18 protein-coding genes are annotated in these 25,858 nt (G+C 52.9%); 4 read left to right on the top strand and 14 right to left on the bottom strand.

Features of this window, described 5'->3' with window-relative positions:
- Window positions 1-121: 121 nt before the first annotated feature.
- The 8 genes from EG028_RS20210 to EG028_RS20245 all read right to left on the bottom strand — a co-directional run bounded on the left by EG028_RS20210 (window position 122) and on the right by EG028_RS20245 (window position 11,746).
- Window positions 122-1,144, bottom strand: a complete 1,023-nt coding sequence (locus EG028_RS20210; protein WP_120518141.1) for a terpene synthase family protein — start codon at window positions 1,142-1,144, stop codon at window positions 122-124.
- A 187-nt stretch (window positions 1,145-1,331) separates the two neighbouring features.
- Window positions 1,332-3,104 carry an ATP-binding response regulator gene (locus tag EG028_RS20215; RefSeq protein WP_162946584.1) on the bottom strand — a complete coding sequence of 591 codons (1,773 nt, stop codon included), beginning with the start codon at window positions 3,102-3,104 and terminating at the stop codon, window positions 1,332-1,334.
- Window positions 3,105-3,388: 284 nt separating this feature from the next.
- Window positions 3,389-3,970: a hypothetical protein gene (locus tag EG028_RS20220; RefSeq protein WP_120518143.1), complete on the bottom strand. Its 582-nt coding sequence runs from the start codon at window positions 3,968-3,970 to the stop codon at window positions 3,389-3,391.
- Window positions 3,971-4,092: 122 nt separating this feature from the next.
- A complete protein-coding gene (locus EG028_RS20225) occupies window positions 4,093-4,947 on the bottom strand; it encodes a helix-turn-helix domain-containing protein (protein WP_241559180.1) in 855 nt (284 codons plus the stop codon).
- 158 nt (window positions 4,948-5,105) lie between these two features.
- Complete coding sequence (locus EG028_RS20230; RefSeq protein WP_120518145.1) at window positions 5,106-6,101, bottom strand: SDR family NAD(P)-dependent oxidoreductase; 996 nt, start codon at window positions 6,099-6,101, stop codon at window positions 5,106-5,108.
- Between the two features lie 103 nt (window positions 6,102-6,204).
- Window positions 6,205-6,552, bottom strand: a complete 348-nt coding sequence (locus tag EG028_RS20235) for a hypothetical protein (protein ID WP_123864735.1) — start codon at window positions 6,550-6,552, stop codon at window positions 6,205-6,207.
- A 140-nt stretch (window positions 6,553-6,692) separates the two neighbouring features.
- Complete coding sequence (locus EG028_RS20240) at window positions 6,693-8,456, bottom strand: RagB/SusD family nutrient uptake outer membrane protein (protein ID WP_120518190.1); 1,764 nt, start codon at window positions 8,454-8,456, stop codon at window positions 6,693-6,695.
- A gap of 11 nt (window positions 8,457-8,467) precedes the next feature.
- Window positions 8,468-11,746: a SusC/RagA family TonB-linked outer membrane protein gene (locus EG028_RS20245; RefSeq protein WP_120518147.1), complete on the bottom strand. Its 3,279-nt coding sequence runs from the start codon at window positions 11,744-11,746 to the stop codon at window positions 8,468-8,470.
- 629 nt (window positions 11,747-12,375) lie between these two features.
- On the opposite strand from EG028_RS20245, the gene EG028_RS20250 reads away from it, so the two are divergent.
- The gene (locus tag EG028_RS20250) at window positions 12,376-13,179 is read left to right on the top strand and encodes a helix-turn-helix domain-containing protein (protein WP_120518148.1); all 804 of its coding nucleotides are present in this window, start codon (window positions 12,376-12,378) and stop codon (window positions 13,177-13,179) included.
- 59 nt (window positions 13,180-13,238) lie between these two features.
- Window positions 13,239-14,204, top strand: a complete 966-nt coding sequence (locus EG028_RS20255) for a S41 family peptidase (protein ID WP_120518149.1) — start codon at window positions 13,239-13,241, stop codon at window positions 14,202-14,204.
- A gap of 68 nt (window positions 14,205-14,272) precedes the next feature.
- Here the strand turns inward: EG028_RS20255 and EG028_RS20260 are convergent, their stop codons facing one another.
- The 4 genes from EG028_RS20260 to EG028_RS20275 form a co-directional block, all read right to left on the bottom strand.
- Complete coding sequence (locus EG028_RS20260) at window positions 14,273-15,919, bottom strand: sialidase family protein (RefSeq protein ID WP_120518150.1); 1,647 nt, start codon at window positions 15,917-15,919, stop codon at window positions 14,273-14,275.
- A 1-nt stretch (window position 15,920) separates the two neighbouring features.
- The gene (locus EG028_RS20265; RefSeq protein ID WP_120518151.1) at window positions 15,921-17,756 is read right to left on the bottom strand and encodes a RagB/SusD family nutrient uptake outer membrane protein; all 1,836 of its coding nucleotides are present in this window, start codon (window positions 17,754-17,756) and stop codon (window positions 15,921-15,923) included.
- 18 nt (window positions 17,757-17,774) lie between these two features.
- Window positions 17,775-20,897, bottom strand: coding sequence for a SusC/RagA family TonB-linked outer membrane protein (locus EG028_RS20270; protein WP_120518152.1), 3,123 nt, complete (start codon window positions 20,895-20,897; stop codon window positions 17,775-17,777).
- Between the two features lie 412 nt (window positions 20,898-21,309).
- Complete coding sequence (locus tag EG028_RS20275) at window positions 21,310-21,945, bottom strand: hypothetical protein (RefSeq protein WP_120518153.1); 636 nt, start codon at window positions 21,943-21,945, stop codon at window positions 21,310-21,312.
- A gap of 106 nt (window positions 21,946-22,051) precedes the next feature.
- On the opposite strand from EG028_RS20275, the gene EG028_RS20280 reads away from it, so the two are divergent.
- The gene (locus EG028_RS20280) at window positions 22,052-22,687 is read left to right on the top strand and encodes a histidine phosphatase family protein (protein ID WP_120518154.1); all 636 of its coding nucleotides are present in this window, start codon (window positions 22,052-22,054) and stop codon (window positions 22,685-22,687) included.
- Between the two features lie 315 nt (window positions 22,688-23,002).
- Window positions 23,003-24,106 carry a zinc-binding dehydrogenase gene (locus tag EG028_RS20285; RefSeq protein WP_120518155.1) on the top strand — a complete coding sequence of 368 codons (1,104 nt, stop codon included), beginning with the start codon at window positions 23,003-23,005 and terminating at the stop codon, window positions 24,104-24,106.
- 65 nt (window positions 24,107-24,171) lie between these two features.
- Here EG028_RS20285 and EG028_RS20290 read toward each other — a convergent pair whose 3' ends face one another.
- Window positions 24,172-25,065: an alkaline phosphatase gene (locus EG028_RS20290; protein WP_120518156.1), complete on the bottom strand. Its 894-nt coding sequence runs from the start codon at window positions 25,063-25,065 to the stop codon at window positions 24,172-24,174.
- A 77-nt stretch (window positions 25,066-25,142) separates the two neighbouring features.
- Window positions 25,143-25,748, bottom strand: coding sequence for a helix-turn-helix domain-containing protein (locus EG028_RS20295; RefSeq protein ID WP_120518157.1), 606 nt, complete (start codon window positions 25,746-25,748; stop codon window positions 25,143-25,145).
- Between the last annotated feature and the right edge of the window lie 110 nt (window positions 25,749-25,858).

Below are 25,858 nucleotides of genomic sequence, written 5' to 3' on the forward strand. Positions count from 1 at the left end.
TAGGTGAATGGTTTCTGCCAGTCCTCACATGTTAGTTTGATAATGACGGATGCCAAAAAAAGAGATCACCTCCCTTACCGCGCCACCGGTAAAAGAAGTGATCCCTATACAGCGTACGCCGTTAGTGCGCAACCGCTTCCGCACGTACCCTGCGGGGCATCGCCGGCACCTGGTCCGCATACAGGAACCTGTACCGGCTGGTTTCATGGTTGCTCCAGTCGATGTTCGCGCGCATGATGGCTTTTAAACCTTCCACATACCGGATGATCTCCGTCGTAATTTTTTCCTCGAACACCGGCAGCGATGCGGTGAGGCGGATGAAGCGCCGCACCTGGATGTCGTGAATGGAAATGGCGCGGGAAACGGCCCTGTTCAGCGACATGTGTTTTTCATGGGAGAGGATCGTCACCAGGTTGTGATATTCCCCTTTCTCGCGTTCTTTGGACAGGGAAAACAGGTCGTTCGCCCAGCACACGGTGTTCCTGCAAAGCTCGGTGAGCTCTACCAGCACCGGGTGGTTCCAGGCTTCTTCCGGCAGCGAGATGCCGTCGATCATTTCGATGCAGTCCGTAGCCACGTTCGCCGCGCCGATGTACTGGCGGCGGCTCATGTAATCTTCCAGGGACGGCCAGATGCCCGCTTCGATGTTTTTGTGCTGCCAGAGCGCTGCATGAAAGATCCGCCACAAACTGTTTTTGTACTTACTGATCCAGCCTGGTGTGCCCAGGCGGCAAATTCTTTCCCATAGGTCGGCAAGGGCTGCAAATACAGGCTCTGAGCTGCCGTGACCCACGGCCGGGTTGTCCAGGATGGCCACAAAAACCTTGCTGAACTTTTCAACTGATCCGCTGTCGTGGCCGCCGGATACCATTTCATCTTTCTGGTCCAGGAAATCGTCCACGATGAACAACAACGTGTTCAGATCGGAATAAGCGCATAAAGTCTCCAGGTCCGCTTCAGGGAACATACGGGCCACCATATAGGCGTAACCCTCTTTCCTGTACTGCAGGATCTGCTCTTCCGAATGCAGGAGCCTGAACCTTCTGATCCAGCGTACGGTATGCTCGTCCGCTGCAATCACATTACTGTTAATACGGGATGGAAACGGGCAGTAGAGCCGTTTCTGCAGGATAATGGATTCCATAATTTTGTCATTTAATAGTTACAGTTATAAAATAATAATAGAATATATGTAACGGCTTTGACAAATAGCAGGAGGCCAAGGGGATACGGGGAATATAACAAAGTAGCCTGCGGTATTGCCGCAGGCTACTTGGAGGGAAATCAACTAATTATGTATTAAGTATGAGGATCAAAAATATCTGTGGGAGTTATTGCTCAGGGGCGTATTTGCTGAGTATCCGGTTGATAGCGTCTACCTGCACGGGTTTCAGCAGGTATTCCTCGGCGCCCAGGCGCATGGCGGTTTCCTGGTCTTCGGCCAGCTGGCTGCCGGTGAAGAATACAATCGGTATGTTCGAGAGGTCCGGATGGCGTTTGAATTCCTGTAATAATTCTTTGCCGTTTTTGTCCGGCAGGGACATGTCCATGATCACGATATCAGGCCGGTGCAGCTCCGCGGCGCGGAGACCGAACTCACCCGTATAAGCGACGGACACAACGCATCCCATTTTGCCCAGTATCTTGCTGTAATAATGCGTGCCCATAAAATCATCGTCGATGATCAGGACCTTCGCGGGATGGATCAGTGAAGAAGGATCGTCGGCCGGGGACAGGGCGGGGGACTCTTCCATGTTCAGCCGGAAAGATGCGGTGAACCGGCTGCCTTTGCCCCATTCGCTTTCCGCTACCAGGCTTCCGCCCAGGCGTTCGGTGATCTTTTTGGCAATATGCATGCCCAGCCCGGTGCCGGTAGGATTATTGCTGCCGCTCGTGAAGAACGGGACGAATATTTTTTCCAGCGTCACCTTGTTCATACCGATGCCATTGTCTTTCACGGAAAGGAACCAGGTATCCCCTTTACACCCGGCGGACACCTGTATGAGGCTGCCGTCCGTCGTAAATTTGATGGCATTGCTGAGAAGGTTATTCAGCACCTGCGTTACCTGCACCCTGGGGAAATTGATCTCCGAAGGAAGGTCATCTTCAAACCGGAGTTCGATATTAACCTTTTTATAAGCCGCCTGGTAGGTAAATACCCGCGTGATATCTTCCAGCCAGTTGCGGATCACCATCCGTTCTATTTTCAGCGGCACCGTTTTACCGGATTCTATCTTGGCAAGTTCCAGCACATTGTTGATGATCTCCAGGGCATGACTGATGGAATAACCCATGCTCTTGTGCATTTTCTGAAGATCTTCCCCCGTTATACTATCGTCATCCAGCAGCTGGCTGATGGCATACAGGGCGTTGAGCGGCGCGCGCAGCTCATGCGTCGTTTCATTGACATACACGGTCTTGTATGCACTGGCCTTGGCTAATTTTTTGTTGACTTTATTGAGCTTGGCATTGGCCTGTTTGAGTTTCCCGATCAATAAATTATTCTGCTGGAGGTAAAACAGGATCACGACCACATTCAGCAGGATCACGGTGAGCCATGTGGCTACCCGGAATACCGGATACAGCGTGGTGGATACATCCAGCGGCTGGAAAAAATGCAGGTTATTGTTCAGCTCTATACCTACCAGCGCCAGTATGGAACAGGTCACGCAGGCGGCGAGCAGTTTGGTTTCTTTTTGTTTGAAGATCAGCAGCGGCGCCCCGATAAGGTAACCGGCCATATGTGTGGCATCTATCACGGTGCTGAGCATGATCCCGAAGATCAGGGTAGCGGTGCAAAAGGTCATATGCCACAGCAGGGCGGAGTAAAAGTATTTTCTTTTATAATTGAGCCAGATGGCACCTGTGAACATTAAAGTTTCCGGTACCGCCGGGTAAAGGATGGCCAGGGACCCTGAGAAGATGGTTAATCCCCCTCCGAAAAAAAATACAAGTGATGCGGCGATCAGGCTGGAGATATTGATGACCCTGGTGCGTTTATTCTTTGGAGTATTGCCGGAATCTGCACCCGCGTTTATAATGGCGCTGATTTGACGGCGCCAGAATAAAAGGAATTTATTTTTTGTCAAAGCGGGATGGGTCATACCAGTTGCATGGTTGTTTCGGCCAAATGTAAAATACTGCATTTAGCACGAAGATTCCCATCCATTTGTTAATCGTTGGTAAATAATCGGCCCCTCCCTGTCGCGGGTTTACATATATCCGGTTGAAAGTTTTTATAAATGAATGGATGTCAATATTGTATAGTAATTTGCTAGATATGTACCGGTAAATTACCTTCTAAGCGGATGTTAATAAAAAAAGGAAAAGCCGGCTCTGGGAGAGGCTGTTTTCAGCCATCCGCCCGGGCCGGCTTTGTGTATTTGGATTATGGGTTCATACTCAGTCCTTCGCCGGGTCTGGATATCAGTTTCAGCGTTTTCAGGTCGTAGAGTAATATTTCGTGTTTGTCGGTTTTATCGTGTTTGCCGTTTTTATTGCTATCGTAATACCCGGTGACCACCACGGATCCTGTTTCGCTGGAGATCAGCCATGTACCAGTATAGAAGTTGTCAGGGGTAAGCTGTGTTTTTTCCTGTCCGTCCGTAGAGAGCACAAAGATCTGGCTGGGGTCTCCCCAGTCAATGGTTTTGCTATTGTCCAGGTTAATGGTTTTCGCCGTCACGACAACTTTGTTGATCTGGAAGCTGTCGAGTTTTATCTGCTCCACGCTGTTGATGTAAGCGTCTTTCGGGAAATCGATCTGTTTGGTTTGCCCGGTTCTGCCGTTGATGAATAAAAGGAATTCTCCATGGCTGGAAAACGCTTTTCCCGCGTTTTCTATGGTGGCGATCACATATTCGGTCCCTTGCAGGGCGGTCAGTTTGTTAAACTGGATGTAATTGTATTTGTCTTGTCCGTATACTGAAAGCGTCAGCATCGTGAAAATCAGCATAATAACATGTTTCATGGTACGTCTGTTTTGATGAGTGGATGGAATAGGGGCCCTGCTGCATCACAGCGGGCTATGAAGTAAGACGACCGGCAGCGGGAAAGGTTTCAGTTTTTAAATATCTGCGGGAAGCGGAGATGTTAGTTCCGGGCGGATAATTCCGTGGGAGCGTACCCGAATTGTTTCTTAAAAGCAAAGGAAAAGTGAGAGAGGTTTTCGAAACCTGTTTCATAACACACATCCACGGGTTTCTTTTTCTTTTCAGCCAGGTGATAATGCGCCAGCTCCAGCCGCTTTTGGGTGAGCCATCTTTGCGGCGTGGTGTTAAAAGCCTTTTTGAAGTCGCGTTTGAAAGTGGTAAGACTTCTGCCGGTGAGGTAGCCGAACCTTTCCATGGGCATGTTGAACATAAAATTCTTTTCCATGTAGGTCACCAGGTCTATTTTACCGGGCTCTTCAAAATTGGTCAGCACACCGTCTATATCCGGATCGATGGCCCGGAGGATGCTGATGGCTTCCTGTATTTTCAGGGAGGCGATGTTCTCCGGGATGTCCTGCATGTCGAAGTACGGGATCAGCGAGGCCAGGCAGCTTTCCAGCAGGGGATGATGTTTGTACCGGTGGATCTTCTGCGATACCGGTGTTTGGGCTTTTACGTCCGCTTTGGCGTAAAAGTCCCGCAGCCGGGCTTCGGTGAGGTGCATCACCACGGTCTTATGCGGCAGCCCGTCTTTGGGATAGTTGATGATGGTAGCCAGCTGGTTCCGGGGGATGAGGAAGATATCTCCTTCCTGGAATACATAGGTGGCTTCCGCCTGCACGATCTTGGTTTCCCCGGAGATGAACCATACGAGCATGTGCTGGTCGAACATAATATCGGATTTGAAGAACTTGTCCTCGTAGCAGGACAGTTTGATGTCTTCCGTGATATATTTTGCCTGGTATTCCATATGGCTGCGTTTGTCCTTTACAAAAATAGAGCGTATCCCTGACATGCGCTTTGTTTAAAAGGCCGGATTTACGTTGTTTAGCGGTTCATGGTACTATTTTCAGCATTCTTCTCCTATAGCGATCCTATAGCGATCTTATACCGATCCTATACCGATCGTATATCCTGCCAGGATCGTGAATTCAATACCGGTAAAAAACAAGATCAGCTGACGGGGAACCTGATGCCGGTCATTTCTTCGCTGAGCGCCCACAGGCGTTTGGCGCTGGTTTCATCGAGGGAATAAACCTGTACGCCGTGAGTTCCGGTATGGCCGTTGGTCAGCTCAGCTACTTCAACGTCTTCACAGTATACGCCGCCGAGATGGTCCAGCAGGGGGCTGGTAGCGCACCAAACGGTGGTGGCGGCGCCCTGCGGGATGGTTTTTAAGGACGCCAGTACTTCCGGCAGGATGTTGCCTTCCGCGTCGCAGTAGCCCAGTTGCTGAAACAGTTCCAGCGGGGCTTCGCGGGCCAGTTCTGTGCCGCCGATAGCACCGGGGTGCAGCGAATAGGCGTGTACGTTGTATGCGCGGCCGCGGTGGTCCAGCTCGAGGGCAAACAGGTTGCTGGCGGTTTTGGATTGGCCGTAGGCCTGTAAGGTGTCATAATCGCGGTGCAGGAAGTTTGGGTCTTCGAAATCAAATCCGCCGAACTGGTGGCCACCGGAAGACACGTTGATCACCCTTGCGCCGTTCGCTTTTTTGAGAGCGGGCCAGAGCATTGCCGTGAGGTGGAATTGCCCGAGGTAATTGGTGGCCAGTTGTGATTCAATGCCGCGGCTGTCCCTGCGGAGGGGCACCCACATAATGCCGGCATTGTTGATGAGGAGGTGCAGCGGTCTGCCGGACGCGAGGAACCTTTCAGCAAATGCGTCGATGGAGGCGGGGTCCATGGCGTCGAGGGTGTCCAGCTCTACGCGGGCAACGCCTTCGAGGTTTTTCTTTGCTTTTTCCGTGTCCCTGGCGGGAACGATCACGGTAGCGCCGGCGGCGGCAAGTGTTTTGACGGTCTCCAGCCCGATGCCGGCATTACCGCCGGTTACGATCACGATCTTCCCTGTCAGGTCGATGCCTTTGATGACGTCCTGTGCAGTAGAGGTGGCGCTGAATCCTGAATGAACCGGCGTTTGCAATGCTCCCTGGTAATTGTTCTGTTTCATTTCAATGTGTTTTTGTTGAAACAAAAGTAGAACGGGTTGCAGACTCCGGCTTTGTTCAAAGGGCCGAATTTGCTTTGTTTAAAAGGCCGGGCTTAAGGGGAGATTAATGTTTCTTCCCGGGCTTTGCATTTCCTTCCACATCCTCGTCATAATACGCCTGATCCCAGGTGAAAACCGCGTTGGTGTTCATATCCCGGTCGAAGTGTATTTCAATGCCATTAAAACGTTCATCTGTGTTCAGGGCTTCGTTGTAGAGCTCAAAAAATGCGAGGGTATCAGGATAACTCATCAGGTAATTGAGGTTGGGCGTATGGTCATGGCTGTTGATGATGCCGCCCTGCATGAAGTTATGCGCGATCTGCATTTTGTAATAAATGACTGAATAATCTTCAAGGGGTAGTTCTTCCTGTATGGATCTTTTGAGAAGGGATGTCATTTTGGTTCTTAACATAACGGGTGTTTTTATATTGACAGGTATAGCATCAGTAATTTACATCGTTTAGGTCAACAATCAACCGTACACGAGGTATTCAAAGCAGGAAAGACCGCCAACGACGGTCTTTCCTGCTGATTTAAGATATCAGACAGCTATCAATCCAGCGCCGGGTTAAAATTCCCGCCCCAGTCCTTGTTCTGTTGCAGGCTCGGGTTCCGGTCCAGCACATCTTTATGGATCGGGAAGAAATAATACGTCGCGGGCACGGTATTCACCTTCACGCCGGAGCGCGGCACCTGGTGCAGCACGTAGCGGAAGTTCGTTTCCGTCAGCTCGTTCGCGTTGGCTTTGGTCCTTGCAACGTCCAGCGACATATTGCTGCCGTCCGGGTTGATGGGGATAGCTTCCACGCCGAATTTGGTGCTATTGTCCAGCCGGTCCAGCATACGCAGGCGGCGCAGGTCCCAGAAGCGGTGGCCTTCAAAACACAGCTCGATATTCCTTTCCATGAGGATGGCTTCACGCATGGTTACGCGATCCGGGGCTACGATGCCAAAATTACCGTCCGCGCCGGGCTCTATGCCTGCGCGCAGGCGGAGCTGTTTCAGTATATCCAGGGCTTCGGCGGGTTTGCCGGTCTCATTGGCGGTCTCGGCATAGTTCAGCATCACTTCCGCAAAACGCATATACACAAAATCCACGTCGTATTGCAGTACCTGTGCCTGGGTGAGGCGCAGGAGGCTGTTTTTGAGCATAAAGAAGCCCGAATAACGGTCCAGGTTGGTGGAGTTGGTCCTGGCGTCCGGATTGGTGCCGAAGTCATCTCCCGGGTCGGAAATGCCCAAAGAAGTGTAGAGGCGTTTACCGGTCTTGCCGCTTACGGGGTAGGGTTTGCCGCTCCATACTACGGACTTGTTAAAACGAGGGTCGCGGTTTTCCCAGTAGCTCTGAAGAAACTGCGCGTCGGTTTTGTAATAAGGGCTGGTGGCGTCGTTGTAACGTTTGCCGTCTTTCATGGGGAACATCTTCACCATTTCCCAGGTGGGCACGGCGGAAGCGGGCCCACGGCTTTCAGAGGCGGGGCGCACGCCGTTGTCCCAGTTGGTCACTTTGCTCGGGTACTGATTAATTACCGGGAACACCGTCTCGGGGCCTTTTTCCACGAGGGCGATATTGCTGTAATCTTCCACGAGGCTGAAGCCGAGGGCTTTCAGGTCGTCGTATGCTTTTTTATTGGCAGTGTAGGCAGTGGCCCAGTCCGCGTTATCCCATGGGTTGGAAGGGTGGAACTGCGGGGAGGCTTTGTACAGCAGCACTTTTGCTTTAAAGGCCAGGGCAAACGCGGCGTCTATGCGGCCGTATTCCGGCGCTGAAGGCGATATACGCGCGGGCAGCAGGGCGATGGCATCGTCCAGGTCTTTGAGGATAAACTCAAAACACTCGGCCGTGCTGTTGCGGGGTACGTAGAGGTCGTCCGTGTCTTTGTCCTGCGGCACTTTTACGTAGGGTACGCCGCCATGATGCCTTACCATGTTAAAGTAAAGGAAAGCGCGGAGGAACAATGCCTGGCCGGAGATTCCTTTGCGTGCATTGTCGCTCAGTTTGCCTGTGCCTACGTTCACCAGCGCCTGGTTGATGAGGCGGATGCGGGTGTAGTCCCATACCTTGAAACTGGCATTGGAGATGGTCACAAAATCCCTGGGCAGCGCAATACCGATCACCTGCTCGGAGAAGCGGTCCTCGGAAGGGCTCCAGTTCCCGAAAAGCGAATACAGGTTGGCGATGTAGGCGTTGGCCAGGTTTTCATCGTTCCATACCTGTTCAGGATCGTAAGTGTTGATGTCTTCTATGTCGAGCACGCTTTTGCAGGAAACAAACATGCCTGCGAATAGCGTGATGGTTATGATAATCTTTTTCATGATCATGCTTTTTAGAACTTAATATCGGCGCCGAATGTGAACGCTTTCATGACAGGATATGAATCGTAATTTTTCTGTTCCGGGTCATGAAACTCTTTCATGCCGGAGAATGCGAACAGGTTCGTCCCGTTGAAGTACAGCTGTGCGCTGGAGAGGCCTATCCTGCGGGTCCAGTTTTGGGGCAGGTTGTAGGCGAGGTTCAGCATTTTCATGCGGAAATAAGCGCCGTTCCTGATCCAGAAGGACGAAGCGGCGGCGCCTGCTTCAGCCCAGCCGCTCTGGCCCACGGGGCGGGGATATTTGCCGTCCGGGGTTTCGGGCGTGTATACGTCGCCTGCCCAGATCGGGTAATACGGGCGCACGTTCCCGCCATGCTGGCGCATACCGGCGCCTTCCTGGTTGCTGATGATGCGGTCGTAGGAAGTAACGCCCTGGAAGAAGGTCTGTAAGGCCCAGTTTTTCCAGGATACATTGATGCCCATCCCGAAGTTGATGCGGGGAGTGGCGTTGGTGGACAGCAGTTGCATATCGTTCGCGTCGATCTTGCCGTCCGCGCCGGGAGCGTAGGCGTCGCCGCGCACATCCTCATACAGCAGCGCGCCCAGGTAGGGTTTGCGGCCGAACTGGGTGAAGTTTTTGGAGAGCAGCGCGTCCAGCTCCTGCTGCGTACGGATGATGCCGAGGGATTTGTAACCCACGATGCGGTTTTCCGGGCGGCCGATGCGTGATTCGAAATTGCGGTTGCCGGCGGGGCCGAAGATGGCGGTTTCATCGTAGATGTCCCATTGGTCTTTGGCATAACCGAGGTTGCCGGTCACGGAGTAGTTGATCTTGTTGCCGGCCGCGCGGTCACGCCATTCAAGGGTAAGCTCCCCGCCTCTGAAGGAACGGGCGGCGTAGTTCTCCGGCGCAAGATCAATGCCGTAATTGTCCGGCAGTTTCACTTCGCGCGATCCGAGGATGTCGGTCTCTTTGCGGAGGAATACGTCTATCGTACCGTTCAGCCTGCTTTTCAGGATGGAGAAGTCCAGGCCGGCGTTGTATGACGTAGAGGTGGCCCAGGTGAGGTCCGGGTTGGGTATCGGGCCCGGGCGGACGGTGGTATACAGGCGGTCGCCAAACATGTAGGAGCCCGCGTTCACGAAATAGTTGCGGTAAGAGAAGGGGGCGATCCGCTGATTGGCCACGTTCAGGTCATTACCAGTGGTACCGTACGAAGCACGGATCTTCAGTTCATCAAAGAAGCTGGTGGTGTTGCGGAAGAAATTCTCTTCGGAGATGCGCCATGCGGCGGATACGGACGGGAAAAAGCCCCAGCGTTTGTGCGCGGGGAACAGCGTGTTGCCGTCGTAGCGGAATGAGAATTCAGCGATGTATTTGCCGTCGTAGTTATAGTTCGCACGGCCGATCCATGACTGGCGGGCGCCTACTTCTTCCCAGGCGCTGGCGTCGCGGAACTGGCGGTCGCCGGAATAAGCGAAGGCCTGGTCGATATTTTCCAGGGGGATGGGGTTTTCAGCGCGCGATACAGCGCCGTAGCCGCCATTCTCCGCCTGTTCAAACACCACCAAAGCGTCTATCCCGTGTTTATTGAAAGTCCGATTGTAGTTCAGGAACCAGTTCAGCTGGTAGCTCCATAAAGTGGAGAGACGGTAATCCGTAAATGGCTGGTTCTGGCTGAAGTTAAAGATCACGACTTTGTTTTCGTCCGGCGGGCCGGGGATAAAGCGGTTGCCGTTCGGCTGAGCGGGTACGAATGAGTATGCTTTCTGGTAGGTCATGAACCGCTTGCGCATATAGTCATCCGCCACATAGTTGCCCACCACTTTGGAGGTGAGGCCTTTTACAAATTTCTCCAGGCTGATATCAATTCCCAGGATGGCGTTCATCTGGCGTTTGCGCAGGTTGATGTAACGGTTGCCCACCACCTGGTCTATCACGTTCCAGGCCTGGAAGCTACCCATCACCGGCTGTACGGGATAGGGCGTTATATAATCCGCCGGCTGCCCGTCCGCAGTGAGGAAAAAGGGAAAGGTTTTAGGCCAGTTGAAGGTCACGCGGTAGATGTCAGATACATCGTACTCATCATCGTTCTCGGCGCTGCCAAACGGCCAGAAAAAGCGGTCCTGGTTCTCCTGGAAAGCGGAGATGTTCAGGTTCACCTTGATGGCGTCCGATACTTTGGCGGTTACGTTGGAGCGGAGGTTCACCTTTTTATGTTCCAGGCTTTTGTAAGAGCCTTCTTCCGCGCGGTAGCTGAGCATGGAATAATACGTGATGCGGTCGCTGCCGCCGGATACGCTGAGGGAATGGCGCATGCTCCAGGGGTTCTGCCAGATGAAGTCGTTTACGTTGTATTTTTTGTCTTTGAAGTAATCGAACTCGGCCTGCCCGTTCGGCAGGGCGGTGCCCTGGAAGGCGGCTACACGGTTCTGGTAGATGAGCTCGTCCGTTGAGGTGGTCTTGTCGGAATGCAGCGTCATCGTGGGGCGGTTGGTGGTATAGTTCGTCTGGAAGTTGAACACCGGTTTCTGGCTCGTTCCTTTTTTGGTGGTCACGAGCACAACGCCGTTGCCCGCGCGGGAACCGTAGATGGAGGCTGTGGCCGCGTCTTTGAGGAAACTCATCTGGTCCACTTCTGCCGCTTCCAGCGCGTCGAATGCTTCTTTGTCGCGCACTACGCCGTCTATTACAAACAGCGGATCGCCGAAGCTGCCACGGATGCGGATGCTGGAAGATGCGCCCGCCAGGCCGGAGGTGTTGGTCACGTTCACGCCGGGAGCACGTCCCGCCAGTGCGTTGGAAAGGTTGGAAGGAGCGAGGTTCACCAGTTCGCCTGCATTCACGGCTGTTACAGCGCCGGTGAGGTTTACTTTCTTTTGCGTGCCATACCCTACCACTACCAGCTCATTGAGGCCTTTGGCGGAGGTGGTCATTACCACGTCCACACGGGGCTGAGCGCCCACGGCTATTTCCTGGACGTTGTACCCCACGAAGCGGAATATAAGCACGGCGCCGGTATCCGGTACGCTGATGGTATACTCCCCGTTGGGATTGGTGACGGTGCCGGTGCTGGTGCCTTTCAGGGCAATGCTTACACCGGGCAGGCCGGTGCCGGTGCCATCGGTTACCTTACCGGATATCTTTTTGTCATAAGCCGTTGAATGCGGGCCTGCAAAGGCGGTAATCCCCGCGAGCAGCAGCAGCAGGGTGAGCAGGCCACGCCATGTCTGGCAGGCAAGCCGCAAGCGGCCTGAAGGCAGCTTCTTTTTTGAATGCATGAGTAGCATAAGATTTGGTTTGTGTTAGGAAAATGAGAGGCCGGTTGGATACACGCAACAGCGTATTCAACAAATACTTTTGATTGATTTATTTGCCTGGATTAAAACGACAACGCGCACGCTACAATGAGCAAATATGATTCACTGTTGTTTCAGGAAACGGTTCACATGGTTTTACAATAATTGAATGAATCAGGTTTTATAAGCTCGCAAGGCTTTACAATGTCAGCATAATACGTTTACCGGGGAGTTGCAGCAGGGTGGATCAACACGTCGGAGGGACTCTACATCTTCTCCTTAATTCAGGCCAGTTGGCACTTTCCTCTAATTTAGATTTCAAAAACGCCTTGTCATACAAACTCCGTTCATAAAAATAGTATTCTTATCCGTAAATCCAAAGCAAGCATACACTGTTTCGGAGAATTAATATTAAAACCAAATTAATAGCCAGCCCGGCCTTTTCCAGCCTGTATCGTGTCAAACCGACACAATGCCGTGGAACGAAAACGTATTCGTAAGGAACATTCACGTTTATTGCCTTTCCCGTGCCGGGGCATCCGCCTTTCATACCTGTTATAGCCCAGCTATGGACTCCGGCCTTTTATTGCCGGTTATTTACAGTAAATTGATATAGTTTAATGCACAAGCCTATGCTTCACCTGAAAAGCGGAGAATACCTGGGATCGGTCAACAGCAACTGGCATGCGGACGGATTGCTGATCAGCGTGGCGGCTTATCCCGTCCCGGTCTTTGAGGGCTGGCATTGCCACGAAAACCATCATATCAGTTTTATCATACAGGGTGGCAATAACGAACAGCGCAAAGGCCGTGAGAAAGAAATACTCCCCGGGGAAGTGGTGAGCTACCGTAGCGGGGAACTGCACCGGAACTGTAATACCCAAACTCATTCCCGGAATATCAACCTTGAAATAAAAAGCGGCTTCTTCAGCCGGTACGGACTCGATGCGGATGTATTCAGCACCGGCGCTTTCCAGGGCGATGCAAAGTTCACCATCCTGAAGATCTACAAAGAATGCCAGGCCGGGGATGACCGGTTTTCATCAGCGGTGCATAGTTTGCTGCTGAGCCTGCTAAGGCCCGGAGATCCGGCGCCAGCCTGTATCCCCCGGTGGGTAACGATGTTGCGGGAGGTCCTGAACGACCGCTGGGATGATAATATACCGTTGCAGGAACTCGCCCGGCTGGTGCAGGTGCACCCCGTAACCATCTCAAAATATTTTCCGCGGTATTTCCACTGTACCCTGGGAGAATATATCCGTAAACTGCGCATCGAAAAGGCCCTCAGCCTGATGCGGACCGCGAAGCTACCACTCACCGCCATTGCCCATCAATGCGGCTTTTTTGATCAAAGCCATTTCATCAGGACATTCAAAGACATGACCGGCTTTTTGCCCGGCGGGTATAAAAAGATAGGAGGCTAACCTGGTACAATTCCCGGTGGTAAACCCCGCGTAATTTTGTTGTAAATCCAACATCCGCCATGAAGATCGTCCTTTCATTTATCTGCCTCATTTTCTCCTGCGCTGTCTGCGCCCAGAGCGCCGGTCCCAAAGAGATACGGGAAGCGGTGAACGCTATTGCCCGGCACATCGGAGACAATTATGTATATCCTGAAAAAGGAAAACGGATCGCCGCTTATCTGCAACAGGAATATAAAAAGGGAACCTTTGCCAGCTGCAATAGCTGGAACATGTTCGATTCCCTGGCTACGCATCACCTTCGTGAATTCAGCCACGACGGCCACCTGTATGTCAGGAACGACCCGGAAACAGTACAGGGCCTGAGAGAAGCGGAACGTAAAGGAAAGGACACCACGAAGGCTTTTAGTTATGATGCATTTTATTACGGGCAGAAGGCGGTTGAAAACAATTTTGGTTTCAGGGAAGTGAGTATCACCGGTGAAAACATCGGTTATATCAAAGTCTCGGAGATCAATATCTCTTCCAAAAGCCTTCCCGTGCTGTTTGCCGCGATGCGTTTCGTGGCGCATACTAAAGCGCTGATCATCGATCTGCGGGACAATGGCGGGGGCGGCAGCGATGTGGGCGCGGTGTTTGAAAGTTTTTTCCTTCCAAAAGATGTGCCCCTGCTGGAATTCAGAAGCAGGCATGGCCCGCCTGTATTGGAAAAGACGGTGAACTGGCTCACCGAACCTAAGTATGAACAGCCTTTGTATATCCTGGTGAACAACCGGACGGCCTCCGCGGCCGAGGCATTTGCCTATTCGTTACAGGCTTTGAAGAGAGCAAAGATTGTCGGGCAGCCTTCGGCGGGAGGGGCGCATATGAATACCTGGTACGTGGTGAATGATCAGCTGATCGTCTCGGTATCCACCGCGGCGCCTGCAAGGCCCGGTACGGAAGAGTCCTGGGAGCGGAAAGGCGTGCAGCCGGATCACCTGGCAGAAAAGGGAAAGGAGCGGGAGTATGTGCTTCAGATGAAATAGAAGTCTTCCATACAAAAAGAAAAGGCTCCCGGCATAAACACCCGGGAGCCTTTTTTCGCTGCTTTGCATTACAGTAATTCTTCCAGCGGTATTGCCTGGAACACCAGGTCCGCCTGGCTGCTTTCGTATAGGATTCCTATCGTATCGTTGTCTATACTGGTGAGGCAGGAATAGCCGCGGCTTTTCTCTTCATCCAGTAATATCTTTTTGCTGGCGGGCCATGTTTTGCCGTCGTCAAAACTGATTTTAATGGTCATGTTTTTACGGGCTGTTTTAAAATCCGGGTTGGAGAATAACAGCACGGATCTTTTCTGCCCGTTCTTCACATAATCGTGGCGGATGATGCTGGCCATGCAGGTTGGTTCCGGCAGGGCGTTGCGGGAAGTGGGATGCCTGGCCCAGGTCTGTCCCAGGTTTTGCGTCACGGCTATCACCCTTCCGTTGGTAGCACCGGTGTCCCTGCTGTTTGCGCCGGAGCGCATGTTCAGCATGATGGAGCCGTCGCTGAGCTCTACCGCCATGTTTTCCGTGGTGGATTCAGGCGCGGCTCTTTCGCCGGTGTGCCAGGTGTTGCCGCCGTCTTTGCTGTAACTGATGGTGGAGAAGGCCCTTCCTTTGTTATCCCTGCCTTGTGTGGGGAACACGAGTGTACCGTCTTTCAGCGTGATACCGGAGCCCGGTGCGGGCGCCCACAGCCACCAGTCTTCTTTTTTACCCATACGCGTCACGTTCACCGGTTTGCTCCAGGTGGCGCCGTTGTCCGTGCTTTTGACGATGAGGAACTGGCAGGTTTGTTTTTCACCAAAGCCCGGTTGCGAGCCTTTGGTCTTCCATTGATGGTTCCAGATGGTACTGGTATCTGTGAGGCCTTCCACCCATTTGCCCGTAGTGTCTATCACGCCGTACATCCAGAGGCCGGCGATATAGATCGTACCGGTGTTTTTGTCCACGAGTATATTCGCGTCGGACACGCCGTTGAACTTCTCCGGCAGGCCGCCCCATGCGCCCATGTCTATCACGGTCTGCATCGGCTGCCAGGTTTTTCCCTTGTCGAAGCTGCGGGACAGGCCGATGTCTATATTGCCCTGTAAGTCCCTGCCGCTTTCCCTGCGCGCGTCGTATATGGCGAGCAGCGTGCCGTCTTTGGCGGTGGCCAGCCCGGGGATGCGGTGGGTGTGTACATTGTCCTGGTTGTGCTGCCGCAAGGCAACGCCGGTGCGGTGTGTATAGTTGCCGGCAGCTATTTTCAGGGGCTTGCCGTTTACCCGTACGGCGGCGGCGTCGATATGCAGGCGCGCGTTTAATGGTATGCCGGCGGAGGGGGACACGCTCACCCAGAGGTAGTTCGCGCCGCGTTGTAAGGGCAGGTTTCCTTTCAGTACGATCTTTTCCGCCGCAGGGGAGGGCGCTTCGGCGAATAATGTTTTACCCGCCGGTTTATCGCCTTTCCATACCGCGCTGTCTGCACCGGCCGCATATATGCGGACGTTTTGCAGGTAACGGGGCAGGGCGGCGCCTTTCAGCTGTATGTCCACCTGCTGCAATGTTTCATGATCTTCTTTTACATCTACCCTGATGCGGATAACGGGATTGATGTCTTTCCCCGTGAGCACCGGTACTTTGTATTTCTGTTGTGCTGCCTCCTGCGCCGACAATACGGCGGGGAGAAGGCAGCACAGCATTGCGCCTGTGATTGTTCTGAAAGTTTGCTGCATATTAGTAACCCATTGTTTGTACCATCTTGAAATTTTTATTCACCTCGCTTTGCGGCAGCGGTAAAAGGTTGTAACGGTCGTACCAGATGCGTGTGCTGGTCCTGGTGCGTTCGTAGTACGCGGGATCGCCAAGGCTGGTGCCGGTGAATACGTTCATGCCATGAAACTCGCCCGCCTGCCTGCCTTCCGGTTGGTTGACGATCTTCCACCTGCGTACATCAAAGAAGCGGTGGCCTTCGTATGCCAGCTCAATGCAGCGTTCTCTTTGTATCAGTTTGCGGATGGCGGCCTGGTCCGGTCCCGCATTTACTACGGGGATGCCCGCGCGGGTGCGTACGGCGTTCAGGTATTTCAGCACGTCCGCGTTGCCGGGATCTGATTCGTTTAATGCTTCGGCATAGTTGAGGTACAGTTCCGCGAGGCGGATATACATCGCTGGGCGCACCACGTTGCCGGCATTGCTCTGGAGGTTCCTGCCCACATTGGTGTTTTTGCGCACGAGGTAACCTGTTTTGGGATACATGGTCTGGCTGCCGTTTGCATTGCCGGAGTTGCCGGTGGGCCAGAATTCTACCCTGGTTATGCCGGTTTTGGGCACAAACGGAACGGTGGAGCCGTTGAAAGTGATGTTCGCGTAAAATCTCGGCTCCCGTTTCATGTACATGTTGGAAGTGCCGGCCACATAAAAACCTGTTTTGGCGGTAGCCGTAAACCCGTCCTCCTCATATTCGCTGTCATCTTCTTCGATGTTTTTACCATTGTACATCCTGTACCGGTCCACCATTTCCTGGGGCACGGACAATACCGCAACGGTCTTGGTCCCATTGGCGGCGCGGGGAGCGGAATGTTCTTCCCAAACGGAATACCCCGTCACGGTCCTGATCCAGATGCCTTCGTCGCTCCACCCTGTCAGGAAGAGGCCACGCACGGAATTCACGGCTGCAAGGAAAGGATCGTTGTTGGTGACCTTGTATAGTTTTTTGCCCATGTCTTCAGCATGGTCGATGGCTGCCTTAGCGGCCTGCGCTGCTTCGGCCCATTTGGCGGGGTTTGCGGTGAGGTTCATCAGCGCGCCGCCGTCTGTATTCCTGAAACTGGTAAAATCGCTGTTGCCGTTAAAAAGCGGGCTGGCGTCGTACAGGCGCACCTGGCTCTGTACGGCTTCTATGATCAGTTTGGTAATGCGGCCCGTCTGCGAAAGATCATCCTCACCGGAAGAAGGCACCACATGTTTTTCAGGTACCAACGCTTTAGCGGCCTCCATTTCAGCGAGGATGTAGTTAATACACTCGCTCCAGGTGTTCCGGGGCAGCTGGAAGTTGTCATCCACACCGGCCACCCTGTCGCCCACGAGCACCACGGGGCCATACAGTTTGATCAGCATCCAGTAATAGTTCGCCCGCAGGAAACGCGCTTCGCCGGTATACTGGCGGATCAGCTCTTCGCCGTTCGGTTCTTTCAGCAGATTGGTCTTGCTGTTGTCGATATTGGCCATGAAGATATTGGCCAGGCGGATGGCCTGGTAATAGCTGGTATAAACGTTGATGCCGCTCTGGCTGCTAAGATTGCCCGCCCCGATGATGGAAGGAGCGTTCAGCTCCAGTTCATCGCTCAGTTCGGCCAGGCCTCTGCCGGTAACGCTGCCATCCGCCCATACATCGGGCAGGCGGTTGTATACGCCGGACAGCCAGTTTTCCGCTTCCAGTTTGTTCTGAAAAACCATCTCGATGGTTTGCAGGTCTTTGGGCGCATTGTCAAAAAAACCTTTTTCGCAGCCTGTCAGCAGGAGGGCTGCCATGACGATGAACGCTGTATAATGGGTGATATGTTTTTTCATGGTAGTATGCTTATGCTGTTAAAAAGTAACCCTTACGCCAAAGTTGTAAGCCTTGATATTCGGATAGGATTCACCACGGGTGTAGTTGGTGGAGCTGGTGCCGGTATCGTTCAGCTCAGGATCCCAGTATTTCCATTTTGAAATGGTGAACAGGTTCGTGCCATTGATGAACATCCGCAGGTTTTTGATGCCCCAGCGTTTCACCAGCGACTGGCTAAGGGTATACCCGATCTCGGCGCTTTTCAGGCGGATGAAGTCGGAGGGTTTGAGCCACCAGGTGCTGTTCAGGTAATTGGAGTTCGGGTCCTGCTCGGTGTTCAGGCGGGGATAAAAGGCGTTGGGATTGGGATTGTCTTCCGTCCAGCGGTCCGCTACCATGCTCATCAGCGCGCTGCTGATGGGGCCGGAGTTAAAAGGCCTGGTGCCATCGCCCATGCCGTAGCTGAGGTATACCTTGCCCGTGCCCTGCACAAATGCGCCGATGTCAAAACCTTTGTACCCGAATGACAGGTTGAGGCCGTACATCATTTTAGGGGTACCGGACACGTCTATACGCGCAATGTCGTTCGCGTCGATGATGCCGTCTTCGTTCAGGTCTTTGTATTTGATATCGCCTATACGGGTATCGCCGGATTGTACGGCATGCCGGTCGATCTCAGCCTGGTTTTGAAACAGGCCTTCCGCGATGTACAATGTTTTTGCATCTACTTCTTTTCCTTTCCATTCCATCCAGGGGTAACGCTGCGGGGGCAGGCCGTCTTCCAGGTTCGTGTTCCTGTTGTAGGTGAATGTACCGGTCACGTTCACCCATTTTTCTTCAGATAGGGTTCTGCGGTAAGTGAGCGTTACGTCCACGCCTTTATTTAGTACAATACCAATGTTCCGCGTGGGATTTACGCCGCCGAAACCGGAAATGCCGGGAATGGTCTGGTCCGCTCTCAGGATGCCTTTGCGCATTTCGCGGAAAAGCTCGGTGACGATCTTCAGGTCGTTGTTAAAGAAGCCCATTTCCACGCCAAGGTTGTGGCGGTAGGAAGTTTCCCAGGTGGGGTCCGTGGCAATCTGCGATTCAGCATAACCGCTGTAGGCAGGTGAAAGGGAAGAAGGTATGCCGAACTGGTAACCGGTAGCCGCTGTTTTGCTGAGCTGTGTGAGGTAAAGGAAACGGGTGCTGAAGCCGCCGTTGCCCGTAAGCCCGTAGCTGTAGCGCAGCTTGAAGTATGGCATGATGTCCTTGAGGACAGCATAGAATTTTTCGTTGGATACCACATACCCTACACCGGCAGAGGGGAAGAAACCGAAGCGGTTGTCGGGGCTGAAGTTTTCAGAACCGGTGTAACCGAAGTTCGCCTCCACGTAATAACGGTTGTCATAACCGTAGGTGGCTCTCCCGGTAAGGCCGCGGTTGCGGAAAGGCACGGCCGATGTGAAGTTGGCCGCGTTGCCGTCCACGTATTCGGACTGGTTGAAGAGGACGAGGCCGCCTACTTCGTGTTTACCAAAAGTGCGCCCGTAGTTCAGCGAAGCTTCGGAATACATTCTCCTGGTGGAGCTTCTGGCGGAAAAGAAACCTAAAGTGCCGGGAGCGTCGCGGGTGATCTGGGTGATCAGGTTGCCGTCCGCATCCCTGCCGGTGGCGTATTCCGCGGCGGAGTTTTTGGTGGTGGCGGTGGTGCCGTCCGTATAAATATCAAACGCAAACAGGCCGGAGATGGACAGGCCTTTGGTGAACATGTCCAGGTCCTGTTTCAGCCGGAGGTTCGGGCGGATGGTGGCGGAGTAATCGTTACCGGAGCCCACGTCGTACGCGATCCTGCTGGGGCTGCTGAAGCCGCCGGGGTACATGGCATAAGCGCCGTTGGAATACCTGCCGGGAATGATATGTGGTGGTACGCGCAGCACCTGCGCGAAGAGGTTGTTGGAAGCATTGCTGCCATCGCCGTTCCAGGGGCCGTTCCTGCGGTCTATGATCGAAGAGATGTTCAGGTCTACCTTGGTGGTATTGGTCACGTTCACGCCAATGTTCGCCGTGAAATTATAACGCCTGTAATAAGATTTGGAATCATAACCGGTCTGCTCCGGGTCGTTTTTGATAAGGCCCGTTTCATTGTAATAACCGGCGGAGATGTAATAAGTAGCTTTGTCGGAACCGCCGCTGATATTGATGTTCGCCCGCTGCGTCATGCCGGATTTGCGGAAGATCTCGTCGTACCAGTTTACGTTGGGGTAGAGGTCTTTGTCCGCGCCGGTCCTGTGCAGGTCGATGCGTTCGTCTGTATACAAGGCCTGCCTGCCCCTGGTGGTGAGTGCTTCGTTGTACAGCGTCATCCAGGTGGGGGCGTCCAGTATCTCGGGCACCTGTACGAACTGGGTAACGCCCTGGTTCAGTTCCACTTTCACGCTGGGTTTGCCGGCCACGCCTTTTTTGGTGTTGATGATGATGACGCCGTTTGCGCCCCTGGTGCCGTATACGGCAGTGGAAACCGCGTCTTTTAACACAGTGAAGGTTTGGATGTCTTCAGGGTCCACATCATTCAGCGAGCGGTCCGGAACGCCGTCGATAATGATCAGCGGGGTACGTACGCTGGTTCCGAAGGTGGATACGCCTCGTACGAGGAATCCTGAGTTGTCCTGCCCCGGCCCGCCGCCACGGGAAGTGGTGATCATACCGGCGATGCGGCCGCCCAGTGTGCTGGCAATGTCCCTTACGGGGAGTTTAAGCTCTTCTGCGTTCAGGGTGGATTGCGCGCCGATCACGCTGATCTTTTTCTGTTGGCCGTAACCGATCACGCTGACCTCGTTCAGGCCGCCGGCGGCGGCTTCCAGCTTCACGTTCAGGTCCACCCGGTTTTTTACGGCAAAACGCATGGTTTTGTAACCTACGTAGGAAAATTCGAGGGTGTCCGCCGGGTTTACTGAAATGGAGTATTTCCCGTTTTCATCGGTAAGGGCGCCCAGCTGGGTACCCGCGATGCGTACGCTGGCGCCGGGTACGGGGGCGTCCAGGTCATCCGTCACTTTGCCGGAAACGGTCAGGATCCTGGCCTGCCCGGATACGTCCGGGGAAAAAAGCATGGTCAAAATAAACAGGCAGAATATACCGGGGATATAGCCGGCACTGCGGAGTAGATTTTTTTTCATAACAGGGAGTATATTGGATTTTGGCGATTAGTACTTATGTAGTACATATCAAATATGCGGCGGATTTTTTATTAATCCAAACTTCTTTTTGTTAACAGGTGCGGATGGGGTGGAAGATAACAAGCGTATGGTGTCCTGGCTACACGTAAGGGAATATTATTTTAGCGTGTACGAGTGATTTTTAAGCAGTTCCGGGTCTAAAATAATATCAAATCGGCAGATGTAAACATAATATGTAGGACATATAGATGGAGGGCGTACTGTAAAGATTTTTTTGGCTGAATAAGTTGGGTTAATAAAAACGGGGGTGCAGCGTAGCCGTTATTTAAAACGATGCACTTTAGTGGAAGGGCTTTAGTCATGCGGGAAAATCTACCACGGAACTGGCCTTGTTTGGGGCGTCGTTGTGAATTTATTTATTCCGCCATTCCCGCAGGCTCATGTCCGTGTCACCCGCGGGGTCATAAAACCTGATCTCGTATTTTGGGTAGACGTATACGCGGAACATAAACAGCCGGGAGAAATGATCCTCCTCGCGGGTGCCTGTTTCGATAAGATACCAGGTCTTATCCCCGGCGGGCCTTTCCGCAATACTTACCTGGTCTGCGTTGCCTTTCACTTCAGGGAGGTTTTTAATATCGTCGATCACCTGTTGTTCTGAAACCGGCGGTACAAAAGGCGCTCCGTCAATCACCCTGAATGCAGTCATACGGTTGGCGGCGTATTGGCTGTTATTGTCCCCGGCTTCCTCAAGCGTGTCGGTAAACCACTTTACTTCGAAGAGATTGTTTTTCAGGTTGTCGTCCGGCACGCTGTCCGTCACCAGGTGGATGGTGTCTTTTGCGGCATTGAGGAATATGGCGTACCAGTAGTCATAGTTCCCTTCAAAATGGATGAACTGGAGAGTATCTGTATGTGACAGGGCGGTGGGCTGCCCCGGCTGTACCGCCGCTGAATCTTCGGGGGAATGCCCGGCGCCGGGCTGCTGTGTATTCTGACAGGCAGCCAGCAGGCATATGGCGGCGGATAACATGATAACGATCCTCATAGGGGCTGTATAATGAAAGCTCAAGATAATAGTAAATGGTAAAAAAACTCCTTTTGTATCTTTGCATCCGTTTTACATCATCAAAAAAGCCAACTAACTGTCAGTCATGGAGAAAGAGATATACATCATCAGGCACGGGGAAACCGACTTCAACAAAATGGGCATCGCACAGGGCAGGGGAGTGAATGCCAGTCTGAACGCACTGGGGATGGCGCAGGGCGCGGCATTTTACCAGCATTACAAACATCTTCGTTTCGATAAAGTATATACTTCCACTTTACAAAGAACGCACCAGACGGTGCAGGGTTTCCTCCAGGATGAGCTGCCCTGGCAACAGCTGGCGGGCCTGGATGAATTGTCGTTTGGCATCTGGGAGGGCCACGCGGACACGGATGAACGCAAACAGGTTTTTAACCGCATCCTGCAATGCTGGAACGAAGGCAATTGCGATCTTGCTTTTGAGAACGGGGAAAGTCCGAACCAGGTGGCACAGCGTTTAAAAGAGGCGCTGGAGGTGATCATCTCCGCGGATGGTGAAAAAAGGGTGCTGGTGTGTATGCACGGGCGTTCATTGCTGATCCTCTTATGCCTGCTGAGCAAAATGCCGGTGAGCAGGATGACGGATTTTAAACACCAGAACACCGGGCTGTACCGTCTTCAGTACAAAAACGGGGAATTTAGCATCCTGGAAATGAATGATGTAAAACACCTGGAGGCGCTGGCCAGCCTGACCGCCGGTTAAAACAGCCGCTTTACAGCTTTTCCGAACGCCTGCCCGGTTTCCTGGTAGCGGATTAACCATTTTGACTCCGGATCAAGTCCACCTCATCTCCACCTCAAGTCCGCTTTACCTACAGCTTTCCTATATCTTCCCTATAGTCTCCTGGCTGCTTTCCGGTAATTACCCGATTGGCTGGCTGTTATTTTCAGTCAAAAGGCAAAATACCATCATGTTGGGTCTTCTGCCTGACAGCATATCATTTTCTGCCCTGAATCAAAAGAAATATAGAAGTTTCTTTAAAGGAAACAATAATTTCGTGTCAGGAAATAAACTGACATGAAAGGAAACATCCCCCAAACGGGAAAACTAGCCCTCTTTTACGGGCCCGGGCAGGATTTTGAACTGAAGGAGCTGGGCCTACGCCCGCTGCTCCCCGGCGAACTGCTCGTGAAAAACATTTATACCACCATCTGTGGCAGCGATATACATACTTATTGCGGGCTGAGGGAAGAGCCTTGCCCCACCGTGCTTGGCCACGAGATCGTCGGGGAAGTGCTGGAGCTGCACCCGGATCACAAAGGCCTGGACCTGAACGGGAAAGCCCTGCAACCCGGTGACCGCATCACCTGGACCATCTTTTCCAGCGATCCCGGGTCCGCCAATGCGCTGCGCGGCATGCCGCAGAAAGGCGAGGGGCTTTTTAAATACGGTCATGCCCGCGTGGACGGTGCCGAAGTCTTTCATGGAGGCCTGGGCGCTTATTGTATCCTGAAACCCGGCACCGGCATCATCCGCCTGCCGGAAGACATGCCCCTGCCCGTAGCGGCTACGCTCAACTGCTCCGTGTCCACCGTGGCCGGCGCCCTGCGGATGGCGGGGGATATCAAAGGCAAACGGGTGCTTATTACGGGCATGGGGCACCTGGGCATTACCTGCGCGGCCATGTGCCGGGAAGCAGGCGCAGAATGGGTGGCCGCGGCGGATGTGGAGGAAAAACGGTTAAAAGAAGCCCTGGCCTTTGGTGCCCAGGACGTGTTTGATATGACCGGCGATAAAACCCTCCTCAAACAAAGCCTGCTGGAAAAGACAGGTGGCCGGGGCCTGGACCTCGTGTTTGACATGAGCGGCTCGCCCGATGCCATGGAGTTTAGCCTGGATTGCCTGGGCATAGGCGGCACCGCCGTGTGGATAGGAGCCGTGTTTAAAAACCGTCCTTTGCAGATAGATGCGGAAAGGGTGATCCGGAACCTCATCACCATCAAAGGCCTGCACAATTACAACTTCGGGGATTTTAAATATGCGGTAGCATTTATGGAACGTTGCTGGCAGCAATATCCCTTTGCCGGGGCGGTGGAAAAAGAATTTACGCTGGACGCCATCGGCGAGGCTTTTGAATATGCCATTGCCCGCAAACCGTTGCGAGTGGGCGTAAGATTATAGCTGTCCGCACAACAAAACGGCCGCCACTGTTCAGTTGGCGGCCGTTGTTTTTTATATGGTCACGGTTATTTGAAAATCTCATTCACCGGCCTGGCGATCCATACCTGCGGCGGAGTAAGCCCGAGTAAACGGGCGATGGTAGCGGCGGTGTCAAAGGTCATCACGCTGTTTTGCACTTCGTGGTTCGTTTTGATGCCCGGGCCTTTTACGATCCAGGGGATCTCCATTTCGGCCATAGAGATGGAGCCATGGCCTTTGTTGATACCGCCATGGTCCGCTGTGAATATCACCACGGTGTTTTTGTCCATACCCGCTTTGCGGATGCTTTCCAGGACCGTACCGATGTGCGCGTCCGTGCGTTCCACCGCTGCGTAATATTCCGGGGTGCCATGGCCCACTTTATGGCCTACGCTGTCCACATCATGAAAATGCACAAAGAGGAAGTTGGGTTTGGCGGATGTGATGTAAGCGGATGCCGCAGCCGCTATTGCGCTGTCGCCGTCACAGTTCTGGTCTTTGTTCACCGCTGCTTTGGGAAACAGGTAACCGATACCGTCCCACTCATAGATCACGCCTATTTCACTTTTCGGTTTTGTTTTTCTCAACAGGGCGTACACGGTAGGGAACATACCGTATTCATCCAGCACCCTGGCCGGGAGATCAGGGCTTTTGCTGCCCCAGGTGGTATAACCATGCAGTTCCGGGCCTGCGCCCATCACCATAGAAGCCCAGTTGGGCGCACTGGAGGAAGGAAGTACCGTCCTGGCATGTAAGGTCCAGGAGCCGTTTTGCATCATGTTCCGCAGGTTCGGTACCGCGGCCTTTTGGAAAGCGTAAGCGCCAAAGCCGTCCGAGCCGATCAGGATCACATGTTCAATAGGTTGCTGTGCCGCAGCGCGCTGAAAACCTAGCGCCAGGCAAAAAAGGAGGAAGATCCTGCAAGTCTTGAGAGTAGCCATATCAAGGGTAATTGTTGACTACCAAGATATATATTATTTACTTAAGGGAAATTAAATTTCCATAAAGTAAATAAATTCTATCTGCTCAATTCGCCGAAGAAATACATGACCAGCAGTCTTACCGTTGTATTCTGATGATTTACAGGCACATGTGAAATATTGCCGTCAAAGAACAGGGCATCGCCCTCGGAAAGCTCGAACATCCTGTCTTCCAGCTGGTACTGGAGGTTCCCGGTCATCACATAAATGAACTCGTAGGCCGCGGTAGTCACTGGCGGTCTTTGCGAGCCTGGCCGCAGGGTGAGCAGGGAGATCTGGAAAGCGCCCCCTTCAAAATTGTATTCCAGTACGGACTGGTATTCGAACCCGGTGGCCCCTTCTTCTTTTTCATAAGAGGAAAACCCGTTTTTCGGCAGGAAAATATACCCGGGGAAGCTGCTTTCCGCGCTCAGTTCCGAAAAGAACACTTCCGCTTTGATCCCCAGCTTCTGGATAATGGTGAACAGGGTAGGGATGGTAGGCAGCATCCGGCCATTCTCGATCTTGGACAGCATAGCCGATTTGATGCCGGTAACCCCGGCAAGATCCAGCAGCTTCAGCCCTTTTTCTTTCCGGTACTTCCTGATGAGCCCGCCTATCCGGTGATAAACCAGCTGTCCGCCGGCTACAGATTCCTCGTTCATGAACTTAACAATTTATTAAAAAGTAATACTCGAAGTTAACGGATAGGAAATTTACTTTCGTGTAAGGAAATATTTTTTGTTTGATAAGCATAGGATTCTTCACCAGGCCT

Source organism: Chitinophaga barathri (assembly GCF_003807585.1).
GTDB lineage: Bacteria > Bacteroidota > Bacteroidia > Chitinophagales > Chitinophagaceae > Chitinophaga > Chitinophaga barathri.

Bases quoted from the DNA above. Each gene is read 5' to 3' on its own strand.
- EG028_RS20250 (WP_120518148.1), top strand. From the start codon at position 12,376: ATGCACAAGCCTATGCTTCACCTGAAAAGCGGAGAATACCTGGGATCG.
- EG028_RS20265 (WP_120518151.1), bottom strand. From the start codon at position 17,756: ATGAAAAAACATATCACCCATTATACAGCGTTCATCGTCATGGCAGCC.
- EG028_RS20240 (WP_120518190.1), bottom strand. From the start codon at position 8,456: ATGAAAAAGATTATCATAACCATCACGCTATTCGCAGGCATGTTTGTT.
- EG028_RS20270 (WP_120518152.1), bottom strand. From the start codon at position 20,897: ATGAAAAAAAATCTACTCCGCAGTGCCGGCTATATCCCCGGTATATTC.
- EG028_RS20295 (WP_120518157.1), bottom strand. From the start codon at position 25,748: ATGAACGAGGAATCTGTAGCCGGCGGACAGCTGGTTTATCACCGGATA.
- EG028_RS20275 (WP_120518153.1), bottom strand. From the start codon at position 21,945: ATGAGGATCGTTATCATGTTATCCGCCGCCATATGCCTGCTGGCTGCC.
- EG028_RS20285 (WP_120518155.1), top strand. From the start codon at position 23,003: ATGAAAGGAAACATCCCCCAAACGGGAAAACTAGCCCTCTTTTACGGG.
- EG028_RS20290 (WP_120518156.1), bottom strand. From the start codon at position 25,065: ATGGCTACTCTCAAGACTTGCAGGATCTTCCTCCTTTTTTGCCTGGCG.
- EG028_RS20235 (WP_123864735.1), bottom strand. From the start codon at position 6,552: ATGTTAAGAACCAAAATGACATCCCTTCTCAAAAGATCCATACAGGAA.
- EG028_RS20245 (WP_120518147.1), bottom strand. From the start codon at position 11,746: ATGCTACTCATGCATTCAAAAAAGAAGCTGCCTTCAGGCCGCTTGCGG.
- EG028_RS20230 (WP_120518145.1), bottom strand. From the start codon at position 6,101: ATGAAACAGAACAATTACCAGGGAGCATTGCAAACGCCGGTTCATTCA.
- EG028_RS20280 (WP_120518154.1), top strand. From the start codon at position 22,052: ATGGAGAAAGAGATATACATCATCAGGCACGGGGAAACCGACTTCAAC.
- EG028_RS20255 (WP_120518149.1), top strand. From the start codon at position 13,239: ATGAAGATCGTCCTTTCATTTATCTGCCTCATTTTCTCCTGCGCTGTC.
- EG028_RS20225 (WP_241559180.1), bottom strand. From the start codon at position 4,947: ATGTCAGGGATACGCTCTATTTTTGTAAAGGACAAACGCAGCCATATG.
- EG028_RS20260 (WP_120518150.1), bottom strand. From the start codon at position 15,919: ATGCAGCAAACTTTCAGAACAATCACAGGCGCAATGCTGTGCTGCCTT.
- EG028_RS20210 (WP_120518141.1), bottom strand. From the start codon at position 1,144: ATGGAATCCATTATCCTGCAGAAACGGCTCTACTGCCCGTTTCCATCC.
- EG028_RS20215 (WP_162946584.1), bottom strand. From the start codon at position 3,104: ATGACCCATCCCGCTTTGACAAAAAATAAATTCCTTTTATTCTGGCGC.
- EG028_RS20220 (WP_120518143.1), bottom strand. From the start codon at position 3,970: ATGAAACATGTTATTATGCTGATTTTCACGATGCTGACGCTTTCAGTA.